At 52.0% G+C, this 12,985-nt stretch carries 13 protein-coding genes; 9 read left to right on the forward strand and 4 right to left on the reverse strand.

The genetic code is table 11. The features are described from left to right. The first annotated feature begins 425 nt into the window (after positions 1-425). The 4 genes from gcvT to FDX19_RS10465 all read left to right on the forward strand — a co-directional run bounded on the left by gcvT (position 426) and on the right by FDX19_RS10465 (position 5,808). The gene (gcvT, locus tag FDX19_RS10450; protein WP_137382649.1) at positions 426-1,520 is read left to right on the forward strand and encodes a glycine cleavage system aminomethyltransferase GcvT; all 1,095 of its coding nucleotides are present in this window, start codon (positions 426-428) and stop codon (positions 1,518-1,520) included. 25 nt (positions 1,521-1,545) lie between these two features. After that, positions 1,546-1,935 (forward strand): glycine cleavage system protein GcvH, encoded by a 390-nt coding sequence (gene gcvH, locus FDX19_RS10455; RefSeq protein ID WP_137382650.1) that lies wholly within the window; start codon positions 1,546-1,548, stop codon positions 1,933-1,935. Between the two features lie 177 nt (positions 1,936-2,112). Beyond that, a complete protein-coding gene (gene gcvP / locus FDX19_RS10460) occupies positions 2,113-4,986 on the forward strand; it encodes an aminomethyl-transferring glycine dehydrogenase (protein WP_137382651.1) in 2,874 nt (957 codons plus the stop codon). Positions 4,987-5,064: 78 nt separating this feature from the next. Continuing rightward, a complete protein-coding gene (locus FDX19_RS10465) occupies positions 5,065-5,808 on the forward strand; it encodes an SDR family oxidoreductase (protein ID WP_137382652.1) in 744 nt (247 codons plus the stop codon). A gap of 93 nt (positions 5,809-5,901) precedes the next feature. Here FDX19_RS10465 and bglA read toward each other — a convergent pair whose 3' ends face one another. Together bglA and FDX19_RS10475 are read right to left on the reverse strand one after the other, a co-directional pair. Continuing rightward, a complete protein-coding gene (bglA, locus tag FDX19_RS10470; RefSeq protein ID WP_137382653.1) occupies positions 5,902-7,335 on the reverse strand; it encodes a 6-phospho-beta-glucosidase BglA in 1,434 nt (477 codons plus the stop codon). A 119-nt stretch (positions 7,336-7,454) separates the two neighbouring features. Then, positions 7,455-8,183: a MurR/RpiR family transcriptional regulator gene (locus FDX19_RS10475; protein WP_137382806.1), complete on the reverse strand. Its 729-nt coding sequence runs from the start codon at positions 8,181-8,183 to the stop codon at positions 7,455-7,457. A 52-nt stretch (positions 8,184-8,235) separates the two neighbouring features. On the opposite strand from FDX19_RS10475, the gene yqfB reads away from it, so the two are divergent. Continuing rightward, the gene (gene yqfB, locus FDX19_RS10480; RefSeq protein ID WP_137382654.1) at positions 8,236-8,547 is read left to right on the forward strand and encodes a N(4)-acetylcytidine aminohydrolase; all 312 of its coding nucleotides are present in this window, start codon (positions 8,236-8,238) and stop codon (positions 8,545-8,547) included. 163 nt (positions 8,548-8,710) lie between these two features. Beyond that, positions 8,711-9,370 carry a hemolysin III family protein gene (locus FDX19_RS10485; protein ID WP_137382655.1) on the forward strand — a complete coding sequence of 220 codons (660 nt, stop codon included), beginning with the start codon at positions 8,711-8,713 and terminating at the stop codon, positions 9,368-9,370. A 90-nt stretch (positions 9,371-9,460) separates the two neighbouring features. Here the strand turns inward: FDX19_RS10485 and ygfZ are convergent, their stop codons facing one another. After that, on the reverse strand, positions 9,461-10,441 hold the full coding sequence (gene ygfZ, locus FDX19_RS10490; RefSeq protein ID WP_137382656.1) for a tRNA-modifying protein YgfZ: 981 nt from the start codon (positions 10,439-10,441) through the stop codon (positions 9,461-9,463). Positions 10,442-10,696: 255 nt separating this feature from the next. Between ygfZ and sdhE the strand changes: the two genes are divergently transcribed. Further along, complete coding sequence (gene sdhE / locus FDX19_RS10495; RefSeq protein WP_005123351.1) at positions 10,697-10,963, forward strand: FAD assembly factor SdhE; 267 nt, start codon at positions 10,697-10,699, stop codon at positions 10,961-10,963. Beyond that, a complete protein-coding gene (locus FDX19_RS10500; protein WP_137382657.1) occupies positions 10,944-11,351 on the forward strand; it encodes a protein YgfX in 408 nt (135 codons plus the stop codon). The genes sdhE and FDX19_RS10500 overlap by 20 nt, the downstream gene beginning before the upstream one ends. A 91-nt stretch (positions 11,352-11,442) precedes the next feature. On the opposite strand, the gene fldB is transcribed toward FDX19_RS10500, so the two are convergent. Further along, the gene (fldB, locus tag FDX19_RS10505) at positions 11,443-11,964 is read right to left on the reverse strand and encodes a flavodoxin FldB (protein WP_048213164.1); all 522 of its coding nucleotides are present in this window, start codon (positions 11,962-11,964) and stop codon (positions 11,443-11,445) included. Positions 11,965-12,077: 113 nt separating this feature from the next. On the opposite strand from fldB, the gene xerD reads away from it, so the two are divergent. Further along, positions 12,078-12,974 carry a site-specific tyrosine recombinase XerD gene (gene xerD / locus FDX19_RS10510; protein ID WP_137382658.1) on the forward strand — a complete coding sequence of 299 codons (897 nt, stop codon included), beginning with the start codon at positions 12,078-12,080 and terminating at the stop codon, positions 12,972-12,974. Positions 12,975-12,985: the final 11 nt, after the last annotated feature.

Raw genomic sequence — 12,985 nt, forward strand, 5'->3', positions numbered from 1 at the left:
GAAACCCGTCACACTTTCCTCTCCCGGCCTGCGCGCCGGGATGGCTCTCTCATTTGAAATAATCTAATTCCACGCCTTTTTTCGCATTAGTTTTTTTAATATTACGTTTTTTTCATAACGCCATTTTTGACATTTTTTCCACATTTAATATGGATTGATGCGGCTCAACTTCGCTTATCTATACCTGTTATTCTGACATAATGGCATTTGACTGGTTTTTTATGCTGTCGACGATCTGGTTGTTTTTAGTCATAAGCTAATGTGATGGTTAATTTTGCCTTATGGTTTAGCGCCTGTTTCGGTGGTAAGTTCAGGACAAAGAGAACGTTTGCGTCGCAGCCCCTGGAGCGGCTGTGGTGCTGGGTTTCGTGGCGAAGATTTCGCCACGAAAGAGTTGATAGCCCCGCTTATTCAACGAGGAAAAGATGGCTCAACAGACTCCTTTGTACGAACAACACACGCTATGTGGCGCGCGCATGGTTGATTTCCATGGCTGGATGATGCCACTGCATTACGGTTCTCAGCTCGATGAGCACCATGCTGTCCGCACCGATGCCGGTATGTTTGATGTGTCGCACATGACCATCGTCGACCTGCGCGGCAGCCGCACCCGGGAGTTCTTGCGTTATCTGCTGGCAAACGACGTCGCGAAGCTAACGAAGACAGGGAAAGCCCTTTACTCCGGCATGCTCAATGCGTCGGGCGGTGTGATAGATGACCTGATTGTCTACTACTTCACTGAAGATTTCTTCCGCCTCGTTGTAAACTCCGCCACCCGCGAAAAAGACCTCTCCTGGATTACCCAACACGCTGAACCTTACGCCATCGACATCACTGTTCGTGATGACCTGTCGCTGATCGCGGTGCAGGGACCAAACGCGCAGGCAAAAGCTGCCACACTGTTTACTGACGAACAACGCCATGCTGTTGAAGGTATGAAACCGTTCTTCGGCGTTCAGGCGGGTGATTTGTTTATCGCGACCACGGGTTATACCGGCGAAGCGGGATATGAAATTGCCATGCCGAATGAAAAAGCCGCGGATTTCTGGCGTGCGCTGGTCGAAGCCGGTGTTCAGCCTTGTGGCCTGGGCGCGCGTGATACGCTGCGTTTAGAAGCCGGTATGAACCTGTATGGTCAGGAGATGGATGAAGGTATCTCTCCGCTGGCGGCCAACATGGGCTGGACTATCGTGTGGGAACCGACCGATCGCGACTTTATTGGTCGTGAAGCGCTGGAAATGCAGCGCGAAAAAGGCCACGAACAGCTGGTCGGCCTGGTCATGACGGAGAAAGGTGTGCTGCGTAATGAACTGCCAGTGCGTTTTACTGATGCGTCGGGCAACCAGCATGAAGGCATCATCACCAGCGGAACCTTCTCCCCAACCTTGGGCTACAGCATCGCGCTGGCACGCGTTCCGGCGGGTATCGGCGAAACGGCGATTGTGCAAATTCGTAACCGCGAAATGCCAGTTAAAGTCACTAAACCTATTTTTGTGCGTAACGGCAAAGCCGTCGCGTAATTCATCCTTTTTTGGAGATTGATTGATGAGCAACGTACCTGCAGAACTGAAATACAGCAAAGAACACGAATGGCTGCGCAAAGAAGCTGACGGTTCTTACACCGTTGGTATCACCGAACACGCTCAGGAGCTGCTGGGCGACATGGTTTTCGTTGATCTGCCTGACGTTGGCACGACCGTTAGCGCGGGTGATGACTGCGCCGTTGCGGAATCCGTAAAAGCGGCATCTGATATTTATGCGCCAGTCGGCGGTGAGATTGTTGCGGTGAATGATGCACTCAGCGACTCTCCGGAACTGGTTAACAGCGAGCCGTATGCCGGTGGCTGGATCTTCAAAATCAAAGCAAGCGATGAAAGTGAGATTGAATCGCTGCTGGATGCCACTGCGTACGAAGCATTGTTAGAAGACGAATAAATACGCTTCATTCTTCACGTTGCAGGTGTGTTGGCTTCCTCGCTCACCCCAGTCACTTACTTATGTAAGCTCCTGGGGATGTGCTGCATCGCCGCCGTCCTGCAACGCGAATTATTTTGCGTATTCAGGTAAGTAGAGACACCTACGATTCACTGCACGTTTCAGGAACCATCGCCCATGACACAGACGTTAAGCCAGCTTGAAAACAGCGGCGCTTTCATTGAACGCCACATCGGACCGGACGCCGCGCAGCAGCAAGAGATGCTGAATGCGGTTGGCGCCGAGTCGTTAAACGCGCTGATCGGCCAGATTGTGCCGAAAGACATTCAGCTCGCAACCCCGCCGCAGGTGGGCGAGGCGGCGACCGAATACGCTGCGCTGGCTGAATTAAAAGCCATCGCAGGGCGTAACAAGCGCTTCACGTCCTACATTGGCATGGGCTACACCGCCGTGCAGTTGCCACCGGTTATCCTGCGTAACATGCTGGAAAACCCAGGCTGGTACACCGCGTACACGCCGTATCAGCCAGAAGTTTCTCAGGGCCGTCTGGAAGCGCTGCTGAACTTCCAGCAGGTCACGCTGGACTTGACGGGTCTGGATATGGCCTCCGCCTCTCTGCTGGATGAAGCCACTGCGGCTGCTGAAGCCATGGCGATGGCCAAACGCGTCAGTAAACTGAAAAACGCCAACCGTTTCTTTGTGGCGGCTGATGTTCATCCGCAAACCCTGGACGTGGTTCGTACTCGTGCAGAAACCTTTGGCTTTGACGTTATCGTCGATGACGCGGAAAAAGCACTGGATCACCAGGATGTATTTGGCGTGCTGCTGCAACAGGTGGGTACCACCGGTGAAGTGCACGACTACAGCACACTGATTGCTGAACTGAAATCACGTAAAGTCGTGGTCAGCGTCGCTGCCGATTTTATGGCGCTGGTTCTACTGACCGCGCCGGGTAAACAGGGCGCAGACATTGTGTTCGGCTCTGCGCAGCGTTTCGGCGTACCGATGGGCTACGGCGGCCCGCACGCGGCGTTCTTTGCTGCTAAAGATGAATTCAAACGCTCTATGCCTGGCCGTATTATCGGCGTATCGAAAGATGCGGCGGGCAATACCGCACTGCGTATGGCGATGCAGACTCGTGAGCAGCATATCCGTCGCGAGAAAGCGAACTCCAACATTTGTACCTCGCAGGTCCTGCTGGCCAACATCGCCAGCCTGTATGCCGTTTATCATGGCCCGGTAGGCCTGAAACGTATTGCTAACCGCATCCACCGCCTGGCTGATATTCTGGCCGCCGGTCTGCAACAGAAAGGGCTGAAGCTGCGTCATGCGCATTACTTCGACACTCTGTGTGTTGAAGTGACCGATAAAGCGGCGGTTCTGGCGCGTGCTGAAGCGGCAGAAATCAACCTGCGCAGCGATATCCACAACGCGGTAGGCATTACCCTCGACGAAACCACTACCCGTGAAAACGTGGTGCAGCTGTTCAATGTTCTGCTGGGCGACAGCCACGGCCTGAACATCGACACCCTGGATAAAGACGTGGCGCTCGACAGCCGTTCTATTCAGGACAGCATGCTGCGTGATGACGCAATCCTCAGCCATCCGGTATTTAATCGCTACCATAGCGAAACCGAAATGATGCGCTACATGCACTCGCTGGAGCGCAAAGATCTGGCGCTGAACCAGGCGATGATCCCGCTGGGCTCCTGCACCATGAAGCTGAATGCGGCTGCTGAGATGATTCCAATCACCTGGCCGGAATTTGCCGAACTGCACCCGTTCTGTCCGCCAGAACAGGCAGAAGGTTATCACCAGATGATCGGCCAGCTTTCCGAGTGGCTGGTAAAACTGACCGGTTATGACGCCGTTTGCATGCAGCCGAACTCCGGCGCACAGGGCGAATATGCTGGCCTGCTGGCGATTCGTCATTATCACGAAAGCCGTAATGAAGGGCATCGAGATATCTGCCTGATCCCGGCCTCTGCACATGGTACCAACCCGGCCTCTGCTCAAATGGCAGGTATGCAGGTCGTCGTTGTTGCGTGTGATAAGAACGGCAACATCGATCTTGGCGATCTGCGCGAAAAAGCGGCACAGGCGGGTGAAAACCTCTCTTGCATCATGGTCACCTATCCGTCTACGCACGGCGTATATGAAGAAACCATCCGTGAAGTATGCGAAATTGTGCACCAGTTTGGCGGTCAGGTTTATCTTGATGGCGCGAACATGAACGCCCAGGTTGGTATCACTTCGCCAGGCTTTATCGGCGCAGATGTCTCACACCTCAACCTGCATAAAACGTTCTGCATTCCGCACGGCGGCGGCGGCCCAGGTATGGGGCCGATTGGCGTTAAATCGCATCTGGCACCGTTCGTGCCGGGCCACAGTGTGGTACAGATTGAAGGGATGCTCACCCGTCAGGGCGCAGTTTCTGCGGCCCCGTTCGGTAGCGCATCTATTCTGCCAATCAGTTGGATGTACATCCGCATGATGGGGGCAGAAGGCCTGAAGCAGGCAAGTCAGGTGGCTATTCTAAATGCCAACTACATTGCCAGCCGTCTGAAGGATGCATATCCGGTGCTGTATACCGGTCGTGATGGCCGCGTGGCACATGAATGTATTCTCGACATTCGCCCGCTGAAAGAAGAGACCGGCATCAGCGAGCTGGATATTGCCAAGCGTCTGATCGATTACGGTTTCCATGCGCCGACCATGTCATTCCCGGTTGCGGGTACGCTGATGGTCGAACCAACGGAATCCGAAGGCAAAGTGGAACTGGATCGCTTTATCAATGCGATGCTGGCTATCCGCGCTGAGATCGAGCGCGTGAAAGCCGGTGAGTGGCCGCTGGAAGATAACCCGCTGGTTAACGCACCGCACACCCAGAACGAGCTGGTGGCGGAGTGGACCCACGGTTATAGCCGCGAAATCGCTGTCTTCCCGGCGGGTGTAGCAAACAAATACTGGCCGACCGTGAAACGCCTTGATGATGTTTACGGCGACCGTAACCTGTTCTGCTCCTGCGTACCGATGAGCGAATATCAGTAACTTTTTCGCGTAGTAAAGCCGTTTCCAGGCCGGGTAAGGTGAAGCCGCCTCCCGGCTTTTTCATATCTGGAGGAAAGCATGGGTATCGCACTGGTTACTGGCGGCAGTCGTGGTATTGGGCGGGCAACCGCGTTGCAGCTGGCAGAAGAGGGCTACACGGTTGCAGTTAACTTTCATCATAATATTCGTGCAGCAACGGAGGTGGTCAATCGCATCATCGCTGCTGGAGGGAACGCGTTCATTCTGCGTGCGGATATCAGCGATGAGAGTCAGGTGGCGGCGATGTTTGACGCGATTGACCGCGAAAGCGAACCATTGGCTGCACTGGTCAATAATGCCGGGATTTTGTTTGAGCAGAGCACGGTGGAGAACCTAACGGCTGAGCGAATCAACCGTGTCCTGGCAACCAATGTGACCGGCTATTTTCTGTGTTGTCGGGAAGCGGTAAAACGGATGTCGTTCAAGCACGGGGGGCAAGGCGGGGCGATTGTGAATGTTTCTTCAGCGGCATCACGACTTGGCGCGCCTTTCGAATATGTTGATTATGCCGCATCGAAAGGCGCTGTGGATTCGCTAACGACCGGACTGGCGCTGGAAGTGGCGGCGCAGGGGATTCGTGTAAACTGCGTACGACCGGGTCTTATCTACACTGAGATGCATGCGTCAGGTGGAGAGCCTGGAAGGGTTGATCGCGTGAAATCCATGTTGCCGATGCAGCGGGGCGGACAGCCGGAAGAGGTCGCGCAGGCGATAGTTTGGCTGCTGAGCGAAAAGGCCTCTTACGTGACGGGCAGTTTTCTTGAGCTGGCGGGCGGGAAGTAGAATTTAATCGCCGGATGGCGCTACGCTTATCCGGCCTACGGGAATTTAATCTGTAGGCTGGATAAGGCGTTTACGCCGCCATCCGGCAAAAAATCACAGTTTCTCGCCGTTGCTGGCAATCACCTCTTTGTACCAGTTAAAACTTTTCTTGCGTGAACGCGACATATCGCCGGTGCCGTCGTCGTGTTTGTTCACGTAGATAAAGCCGTAACGTTTGCTGTACTGACCGGTGGTGAACGAGACGCAGTCGATGCACCCCCACGGCGTGTAGCCCATCAGATCCACGCCATCATACGTTACCGCTTTCATCATCTCTTCGACATGAGCACGCAGATAGTCGATACGATAGTCATCGTTGATGCTACCGTCTGGTTCCACTTTGTCGTAGGCACCAAAACCGTTTTCGACGATAAACAGCGGTTTCTGATAGCGCTCGTACAGTTCGCATAACGCATAGCGCAGCCCAACGGGATCTACCTGCCAGCCCCAGTCGGAGGCCTTGACGTGTGGGTTTGGCACACTGCCTTCAAAACCCGAGATTGCATCGCCGCTGCCGCCTTCTGCTTTTACTGCGTTAGTCATGTAATAGCTGAAGCCGAGATAGTCGCAGGTGCCTTCGCGCAGAATTTGTTTATCACCCTCTTCCATCGTGATGTTGAATTCGCGGCGTTCCCATTCGTTCAGCACATAAGACGGGTAGTAACCGCGCAGTTGAACGTCGGTGAAAACGTAGCGTTCACGCATTGATTCCTGCGCGAACATCACATCCTCAGGCTTACAGGAAAACGGATACAGCGGCACCATCGCCAGCATGCAGCCCACTTTCATTTCCGGGTTGATGCGACGTGCCGCCTTTACCGCCAGCGCACTGGCAATAAACTGGTGATGCAGCACCTGATACATGGTTTCTTCTGGATTTTCATGTTCGGTATACACCACACCGGAGCAGCAATAGCCAAACAGTGGTGCGCGCCAGTTACGCTGGTTGTTGATTTCATTGAAGGTCATCCAGTATTTGACCTTGTGCTTGTAGCGCTCAAAGACTACTTCAGCAAAACGAACAAAGAAATCGACGACTTTACGATTGGTCCAGCTACCGTACTGTTGAACCAGATGCAGCGGCATTTCGAAGTGGGAAAGGGTGATAACCGGCTCGATGTTGTATTTGAGCAATTCATCAAACATATCATCGTAAAACTTCAGACCTTCTTCGTTCGGTTGTGATTCGTCACCTTGCGGGAAGATACGGGTCCATGCGATGGAGGTACGGAAACATTTGAAGCCCATTTCGGCAAACAGCTTGATGTCTTCTTTGTAATGACCGTAAAAATCGACAGCTTCATGGTTGGGGTAGTATTTACCGGGCACAACTTCCTGAGTGATTTCTCGTGGAACGCCGTGTGCCCCACCGGTCAGTACGTCGCAAATGCTGGGACCTTTGCCACCTTTGTTCCAGCCGCCTTCAACCTGATGCGCCGCTACTGCGCCGCCCCATAAAAAATCTTTTGGTAAGGTTAGTTTTTTCATCTGCGCTCAGTCTCAAATTAATACAATCTGATTTTGAGTCTAACAAAGGAAAGATAAATGTCACGATATAACAAAATAGCCGGAATGTGATTTGTTACATCAAAAAAACATATTGTTTTTTACGCTAATCTTTTCGCCAGCTTGCGGCCGAGTGATTCCAGAATATAAATAACAGGGATTTGCGTGGTAATATCATAGACCCCAGCAATACGGGTTTGCGGTACGTGCCAGGAGAGGTTAAAGTCGGCGAGTTTCGCCAGTCGCGAGTGCTCATGGCAGGTAATCGACAGGACTTTACAGTTATGTAGGCTGAATTGACTGGCGAAACGCAGGATTTCCTCTGTTTCGCCAGAGACGGACAGGACAATCGCCAGCGCGTTTCTGGCCATATCATTGGTTACCGGAAAATAAGGATCGTCGATATGGTTACTGAATTTACCCACATTTGAGAAAAAACGTGCACCATATTTTGCAAGCGCTCCTGATGTTCCCGCACCGACGAATATGATGCGCTCGGAGGATAATATAATATCAACAGCCTGATCGAGCAGATTATCAAACTCGTCATTGTTCACGCCTTTAAAAAAGCTGATTATCTCGCTGGCGCCAAAATTAGCCTGTTGCGGTTCATTCTGCTCTAAATATAATTTAAAGCGTACGCGAAATTCTGAGTAGCCCTCACACTTAAGCTTGCGGCAAAAGCGCAACACGGTCGTTGTGGATACGCCCACGGCATCGGCCAGTTCGCGAATGGTCATGTACATGACTTTGTCACGGTTTTTGATGACATAGTTATAGACCAGAATCTCAAGATTGTTGAGACTGGCGATGGCAGCGTGGGAGAACATACTCACAATGGCAAAACTCACTCATCAGACTTCATCTACAGGGAATAATAACATGCAGCCAAATGACATCACTTTTTTTCAACGCTTCCAGGATGACATTCTGGCCGGACGTAAGACCATCACCATTCGCGATGAGTCTGAATCACACTTCAAAGCCGGCGATATTCTGCGCGTTGGGCGCTTCGAGGATGATGACTACTTCTGCACGATTGAAGTTGTCGGCACCTCAACCGTTACACTGGATACGCTAACGGAAAAACATGCCCAGCAGGAAAACATGACGCTTGAAGAACTTAAACAGGTGATTGCCGAGATTTACCCGGATCAAACGCAATTTTATGTGATTGATTTTAAATGTCTTTAACTTTTTAGGTACAGCTGTTAGCTGAAATGCAAAATGTAATTATATGATTTTTATTAATTATTTATTATTTGATAAATATTTTAGCTAACAGGTGTTCACTGGAACCATTCTCAGTTACGCTAGAGGCGCAATCACGAAAGTGTTCGTTTTACCGGAGTAACATATGGTTCAGAAGCCATTAATCGCGCAGGGATATTCGCTGGCTGAGGAAATAGCCAATAGCATCAGTCACGGTATCGGGCTGGTGTTTGGGATTGTCGGACTGGTGCTGTTGCTGGTTCAGGCAGTGGATACCAATGCCAGTGCTATGGCGATTACCAGCTATAGCCTGTATGGCGGCAGCATGATCCTGCTGTTCCTTGCTTCAACCTTGTATCACGCCATCCCTCATCAGAAAGCGAAAATCTGGCTGAAAAAATTCGACCATTGCGCTATTTATCTGCTGATTGCCGGGACTTATACGCCGTTTCTGCTGGTGGGACTGGATTCGCCGCTGGCGCGTGGATTGATGATCGTTATCTGGAGTCTGGCGCTGCTTGGTATTTTATTCAAACTGACTATTGCTCACCGCTTTAAGATTTTGTCGCTGGTGACCTATCTGACGATGGGGTGGTTATCGCTGATTGTGGTGTATCAACTGGCGATTAAGCTGGCGGCGGGCGGTGTGACGTTGTTGGCTGTGGGTGGCGTGGTCTATTCGCTGGGCGTGATTTTCTACGTCTGCAAACGTATTCCTTACAACCATGCTATCTGGCATGGGTTTGTGCTGGGTGGCAGTGTTTGTCACTTTCTGGCGATTTATTTGTATGTTGGACAGGCGTAACCCTTGATGCCGGATGGCGGTTAACGCCTTATCCTCTCTACAAAATGTGCTTTAGGCCGGATGAGCGTAGCGCCATCCGGCGTTAATCTTTTACTCTTCCAGCGAATACGGCAGCGGCACAATGTGCAGCGTTTTCGCATCATCACGAACGCGGAACACGCTGTCTGCTTCCATATCGTTATTCATCACGACCTGTACTAATACCTGACCATCGGCCAGTTGCACGGCAGCAAGAACGGTACCGGTACGACGCCAGTTCTCACCCATTTTTAGTTCCAGATCTTCACCCGCTTCCGGTACCCGGCTGGCAGTACCCGCCAGGGTCCACATTGCGCGTTTATTGGCGCCGCGGAATTTTGCGCGGGCAACCATTTCCTGGCCGGTGTAACAGCCTTTTTTGAAGCTAATACCCCCCAGAGCCTGAAGGTTAGTGGCCTGAGGAATAAACTGACCGCTGTTGGCGGTGTCGATCACCGGGATACCTGCTTCGATATCCAGCGCCAGCCATTGCTGGCTGTTATTCAATTCTGCTTCGCCACGCAGTTTCTCTGCAATCATCTCAGCGGTTGCGACATCAACGATCAGCAGGAAGCGTTCAGACGGATGCTCGAACCACAGCAGGGTTGAAGCACCGTGGGTAACGACCTGCTTATCGCTGGTTGGCAGTTCGCTAAAGAGATTGGCTAGCGCCGCACGCGCCTGGAAGCCCGCCACGCCCAGCAGGACACGCTCATCATCCGGGGCAATCACGACCTTCGAGAAGACGGCGTATTTTTTCAGTTCGGTTAATTGGGCTTCACGCAGGCTACGGCGTTCAAGCCAGGCAAAGCCATCAGCCTGACGGAAGAGACGCAGGTTGCTCCACATTTTGCCTTTGGCGTCGCAATGAGCTGCCAGCAGGTGTTGCTGTTCGGTCATCTGGCTGACATCAGCGGTGACCTGGCCCTGGATGTACTTTTCACTGTCGACACCGGTAATGGTGGCGAGAGCCCAGTCGTCGAGCGTCATTAGCGTCAGAGGCAAACGTGCCGACGCAAACGGCTGGCGAGGAGGAAACGATGTAAAAGCCATAATAATGTCCTGATTTGCTTAACGCGGTAATAATGACTAATGGTAAAAGAGCTATGGGCTATTGCAAGCGGTTTAAACGTCCTGTTTGTGCCTTATATTAAGCTTTGCGAGGAGACATCCAAAAAAGTGAACCCTTTGACTTAATGTGGTTTTATTTAGCGATCGCGCTTCCGTTTACTGATATTCCCGCAAAAGAGCGTGAAAAACACGTTACAATAGCCGGATACTTCGTTTTCGCGAGACAGGGAAAAGAACATGGATATTAACAACAAAGCACGTATTCATTGGGCATGCCGCCGCGGTATGCGTGAACTGGACATCTCTATCATGCCGTTTTTCGAACATGAGTATGACAATTTAAGTGACGAAGAAAAACGCATCTTTATCCGTCTGCTGGAATGCGATGATCCAGACTTATTTAACTGGTTGATGAATCATGGGAAACCGGCTGATGAGCAGCTGGAGCAGATGGTGCGACTCATCCAGACACGGAATCGGGAACGTGGTCCAGTGGCAATCTGATTTACGCGTTTCATGGCGCGCACAGTGGCTCTCTCTGCTCATTCATGGGCTGGTTGCGGTATTCATTTTATTGATGCCCTGGCCATTGAGCTACACCCCATTATGGTTGGTTCTGCTCTCTCTGGTGGTGTTTGATAGCGTACGCAGTCAGCGTCGCATTAACGCTTGTCAGGGAGAGATTAGACTGCTAATGGACGGTCGCCTGCGCTGGCAGGGGCAGGAGTGGTCTATCGTTTGTGCTCCCTGGATGATTAAAACGGGCATGATGCTGCGTTTGCGTTCAGATGCGGGAAAACGTCAGCATTTGTGGCTGGCAGCGGACAGCATGGATGACGCTGAGTGGCGGGATTTGCGGCGGTTAATGCTGCAACAGGCGAAGCAGGGTTAACGCAGGCGAATGACTGATGGCGAGCAGCTACGGTTTAGTGCGCTATGTAGGCCGGAGAAGGCATTCACGCCGTTATCCGGCAACACGGCTATCAGGACCAGTGTTCGGCCATTTCACCGAGAATTTGCTCACACCAGGCCTGGATTCGTTCATCGCTGAGGTCGTATTGGTTAGTTTCATCCAGCGCTAAACCGACAAACAGCTGCCCATCGGCAATCACGGGTTTATCGCTGGTGAATTCATAACCTTCTGTTGGCCAGTAACCGACAAACTTAACGCCTTTGGTGACCAGTTTATCATGCAGCATACCCAGTGCATCAAGGAACCACTCACCGTACCCCAGTTGATCGCCCATGCCGTAAAGCGCGACAATCTTGCCTTCCAGGTTGAGGTTGTCCAGTTGATCCCAGACCGCTTCCCAGTCTTCCTGAATTTCACCGAAATCCCAGGTTGGAATACCCAAAATGAGCACGTCATACTGCTCCATTAGGGCCGGGGAATCATCCTTGAGATTGTGCAATGTCACCAGTTCGGGACCAAGGATATCGCGGATTTTTTCTGCTGCCATTTCGGTGTAGCACGTGCTGGAACCGTAAAAAAGACCCATGTTCATGACGTAAACATCTCAATTCTGTTGTAGCGTTGCGGCTAGTGTAACAGAATCGCCGCAATCTCGGCACAATGAGGCATAATGCATCAAAAATGAGAGTGAATTAAGGGGCGCGAGTGGAACAAGATCTGGCACGCATCGAGCAATTTCTTGATGCCCTGTGGCTGGAGCGAAATCTGGCGGAGAACACGTTAAGTGCGTATCGTCGCGATCTGACAATGCTTGTTGAATGGTTGCACCATCGTGGCGTTTCACTGGCGACGGCGCAGAGCGATGATTTGCAGGCATTGCTGGCTGAGCGGATGGATGGCGGGTATAAAGCCACCAGTTCAGCACGTTTGCTCAGTGCCATGCGGCGTTTTTTTCAGCATCTTTACGGCGAAAAATTTCGCGAAGACGATCCAAGCGCCTCGCTTGCTTCACCTAAACTTCCGCAGCGTTTGCCAAAAGATCTTAGCGAAGCGCAGGTAGAACGCCTGCTGCAGGCCCCGCTTATTGACCAACCGCTTGAGCTACGCGACAAAGCGATGCTGGAGGTTTTGTATGCCACGGGGTTGCGCGTATCAGAGTTGGTGGGGCTGACGATGAGCGATATTAGTCTGCGCCAGGGCGTTGTGCGGGTGATTGGTAAAGGCAACAAAGAGCGGCTTGTGCCGTTGGGCGAAGAAGCCGTGTACTGGCTGGAAACATACCTGGAACACGGTCGTCCATGGTTGCTCAATGGCGTATCGATTGACGTACTGTTTCCCAGCCAGCGTGCGCAGCAGATGACCCGTCAGACTTTCTGGCATCGGATTAAACACTATGCTGTGTTAGCCGGGATCGACAGCGAGAAACTGTCACCGCACGTATTGCGGCACGCTTTTGCCACGCATCTGCTCAATCACGGCGCTGACCTGCGCGTGGTGCAGATGCTGCTGGGGCATAGCGATCTCTCGACTACGCAGATTTATACACATGTCGCAACGGAGCGCTTGCGTCAACTACATCAACAGCATCACCCACGAGCGTGAGTGCTGACAGT

The sequence above is a fragment of the Citrobacter sp. wls619 genome, assembly GCF_005281345.1.
Classification (GTDB): Bacteria; Pseudomonadota; Gammaproteobacteria; order Enterobacterales; family Enterobacteriaceae; genus Citrobacter.

What these genes read in the sequence shown, in the direction of transcription:
- gcvT (WP_137382649.1), top strand. Translation starts at nt 426, where the DNA reads ATGGCTCAACAGACTCCTTTGTACGAACAACACACGCTATGTGGCGCG.
- gcvH (WP_137382650.1), top strand. Translation starts at nt 1,546, where the DNA reads ATGAGCAACGTACCTGCAGAACTGAAATACAGCAAAGAACACGAATGG.
- gcvP (WP_137382651.1), top strand. Translation starts at nt 2,113, where the DNA reads ATGACACAGACGTTAAGCCAGCTTGAAAACAGCGGCGCTTTCATTGAA.
- FDX19_RS10465 (WP_137382652.1), top strand. Translation starts at nt 5,065, where the DNA reads ATGGGTATCGCACTGGTTACTGGCGGCAGTCGTGGTATTGGGCGGGCA.
- bglA (WP_137382653.1), bottom strand. Translation starts at nt 7,335, where the DNA reads ATGAAAAAACTAACCTTACCAAAAGATTTTTTATGGGGCGGCGCAGTA.
- FDX19_RS10475 (WP_137382806.1), bottom strand. Translation starts at nt 8,183, where the DNA reads ATGTTCTCCCACGCTGCCATCGCCAGTCTCAACAATCTTGAGATTCTG.
- yqfB (WP_137382654.1), top strand. Translation starts at nt 8,236, where the DNA reads ATGCAGCCAAATGACATCACTTTTTTTCAACGCTTCCAGGATGACATT.
- FDX19_RS10485 (WP_137382655.1), top strand. Translation starts at nt 8,711, where the DNA reads ATGGTTCAGAAGCCATTAATCGCGCAGGGATATTCGCTGGCTGAGGAA.
- ygfZ (WP_137382656.1), bottom strand. Translation starts at nt 10,441, where the DNA reads ATGGCTTTTACATCGTTTCCTCCTCGCCAGCCGTTTGCGTCGGCACGT.
- sdhE (WP_005123351.1), top strand. Translation starts at nt 10,697, where the DNA reads ATGGATATTAACAACAAAGCACGTATTCATTGGGCATGCCGCCGCGGT.
- fldB (WP_048213164.1), bottom strand. Translation starts at nt 11,964, where the DNA reads ATGAACATGGGTCTTTTTTACGGTTCCAGCACGTGCTACACCGAAATG.